The 2,116-nt window shown below is 55.2% G+C and carries 3 protein-coding genes; 1 reads left to right on the top strand and 2 read right to left on the bottom strand.

What is annotated here, in order from left to right:
• Positions 1 to 78: 78 nt before the first annotated feature.
• Entirely contained in the window at positions 79 to 492 is a 414-nt protein-coding gene (locus AUC61_RS12130) for a type II toxin-antitoxin system HicB family antitoxin (protein ID WP_243246319.1), read from the bottom strand.
• Between the two features lie 363 nt (positions 493 to 855).
• Here AUC61_RS12130 and AUC61_RS12125 point away from each other — a divergent pair, with 363 nt between their 5' ends.
• Positions 856 to 1,371, top strand: a complete 516-nt coding sequence (locus AUC61_RS12125; RefSeq protein WP_243246318.1) for a BRO-N domain-containing protein — start codon at positions 856 to 858, stop codon at positions 1,369 to 1,371.
• A 176-nt stretch (positions 1,372 to 1,547) separates the two neighbouring features.
• Here the strand turns inward: AUC61_RS12125 and AUC61_RS12120 are convergent, their stop codons facing one another.
• On the bottom strand, positions 1,548 to 2,030 hold the full coding sequence (locus AUC61_RS12120) for an OsmC family protein (RefSeq protein ID WP_243246317.1): 483 nt from the start codon (positions 2,028 to 2,030) through the stop codon (positions 1,548 to 1,550).
• Positions 2,031 to 2,116: the final 86 nt, after the last annotated feature.

The following is a 2,116-nucleotide window of genomic DNA, read 5'->3' as shown; positions in this document are numbered from 1 at the left end:
TCGGCAGCTCCTACAGAAAACGATGCAGTCAGTTATTTATGATTTGCCTAACGGTTCGCTGGTGTAACGCTTAGCGTCTTAACCTCGCACTTCATGCAACACCCGGAGCGCTGCCGAAGCCAAAAAGCCCGAGCGGCTCTTCTCTTCAGGATGATGTTTCACGTATTCATCAATCCGTGTAAGCAGGTGTGCTGGCAGGGTGATGTTGAGCTTCTCGGACTTGCCCATGTATTTGGTGATATCAATGTCCACCAACGCCCATGTGCAGCCTTTGTATTCCGGATTTTGCGCGTGTACGGTCACTTTCTGAGCGGTCGGAATAGCCGAACCATCCTCAGCCAGAATCTCCAGATGACTCTCAATGGCTTCGCGAGCCATCGCCATGGCGTCGTCCAGGTCGTCACCGGCCGAGAAACAACCGGGAATATCTGGAACTTCGACACCCCATGCATGCTGGTCATCACCGGGAAGAATCGCGATGGGATAAAGCACTGTTTAGTCCTCCCTGGGACTGGATGGAACCCCGCTCACCAAAGCGAGGCTTGCTTCAATATGCTGCTTGCTGTCTTGGCCCGATTTTTACATTTCTTGCCTTGCCTGACCAAACCTCACGCCGTACCCTCCGCGGCTGCTGAATAACTCAGCACTGGATTTGGCGATCCGGCTAGCAATGATGTATAGCGTGTACCATTCGGAAGCGGGCAGTTATTGCCCGTGATCCGCTATGGCGGTTGTACGTGGGAGACCTTCGGGTCTGCCGGTTCTTTGCTCCGGTTCGCCAACCTGCGTACAACTGCCACCCTATTCGTTTGGCGACGGTAGCTGGCAGTCTAACTAGCAAAGAGAAATAGACTGATGCCGACAACTGAAACGACGCCTTTTATTCCAACCCTATTCACCCGTCAAACCCTCCCGCTCCACGCGCTCATGCTGGAAAACCAGGCCTGGTTCTGTGCCCGCGATCTGGGCCGCTTGATGGGCCTGTTCATCGACGAACGCAAAACCCGAAAACTCGGACGTGACGAGTGTCGCACTTTGCCGCTGCACTGCTATGGCTCGACTCAGGACACCCTGATGGTCAACGAGTCTGGCGCATACGCATTACTGATTTATCACCCCTCCGCACAAAATCGTGAACTGCGCGAATGGCTGACGCTGCAGGTCGTGCCTGTGCTGCGTGACGTGCAGAATCCCGGCCGCACCGAACGTCCGATCCTCGGTGTGCTGGATTGGGATGGCGCCTCGATGAACCTGCTGCATTGGCAGGACGAGTCGTGGATTCGTCTGCGGGACATGCCCAACATCCTGCTGCACGAAACCCGCGAAAAACGCCCGTGGTGGAAAAAGGCGACGCGGTTTTTGTCGATGTAGTCAGAGGTTGTAAACGCCAAATCAGTGGGAGCGAATTCATTCGCGAAAGCGTTGTGCCAGACACAGAAGTTTTGCAGACCGAATGCCTTCGCGAATGAATTCGCTCCCACGGGAAACGGTGTATTCAGGTATTTATGCTGTGGAGGGTAGTGCGCTGGCGACGCCCCCTTGGCTGTCTATTTATCTGCAGTGACCGAAATGACTGGTGCATGACTGACCGGGAAATTCACCGAGCGCGCAATGAAGCATTTCTCATGGGCTGGGTGGTGCAAGGCATAGGCTTTGTCGACGTCGGAGCCCGAAGCCAGTATGACGTTCGGCCTTAACACAACCGAGGTGAACTGACCCGCACCGTGGCTCTCCTCGACCATTGTGCCCTCTGCTTTGTCCTCATACTCAAGCACCACAATCCCGGCTTCGGCGCACAGGCCGAGGTACCAGAGTTTGTGACAAGCCGACATTGATGCGAGCAGCAACTCTTCTGGATTCCAGCGTGCTGGATCGCCCCGGAAGCTTGGGTCGGAAGAGCCTTCAATGGAGGGTTTGCCGTCAGCCTGAATGACATGTGACCGGCTGTAACCGCGATAGGACGATGTTCCTGTGCCTTCGTTGCCAGTCCAGATGACCTGTACGGCGTAGTGGTGTGCCTTGTCTGCCATTTGCTGCTCCCGGGAAAAGGTGCCCGGCAGTGATGTTAACGCGAAGGCTCATCAATGCTGCACGCCATTTTTGAAACGCATCCCTT

The sequence above is a fragment of the Pseudomonas maioricensis genome (assembly GCF_022790535.1).
Classification (GTDB): domain Bacteria; phylum Pseudomonadota; class Gammaproteobacteria; order Pseudomonadales; family Pseudomonadaceae; genus Aquipseudomonas; species Aquipseudomonas maioricensis.
Note: the sequence above shows the minus strand (reverse complement) of the source record. Positions and strands in the feature narration are given on the sequence as shown.

Coding starts and splice junctions, on each gene's coding strand:
- AUC61_RS12125 (WP_243246318.1), top strand. CDS start 856: ATGCCGACAACTGAAACGACGCCTTTTATTCCAACCCTATTCACCCGT.
- AUC61_RS12120 (WP_243246317.1), bottom strand. CDS start 2,030: ATGGCAGACAAGGCACACCACTACGCCGTACAGGTCATCTGGACTGGC.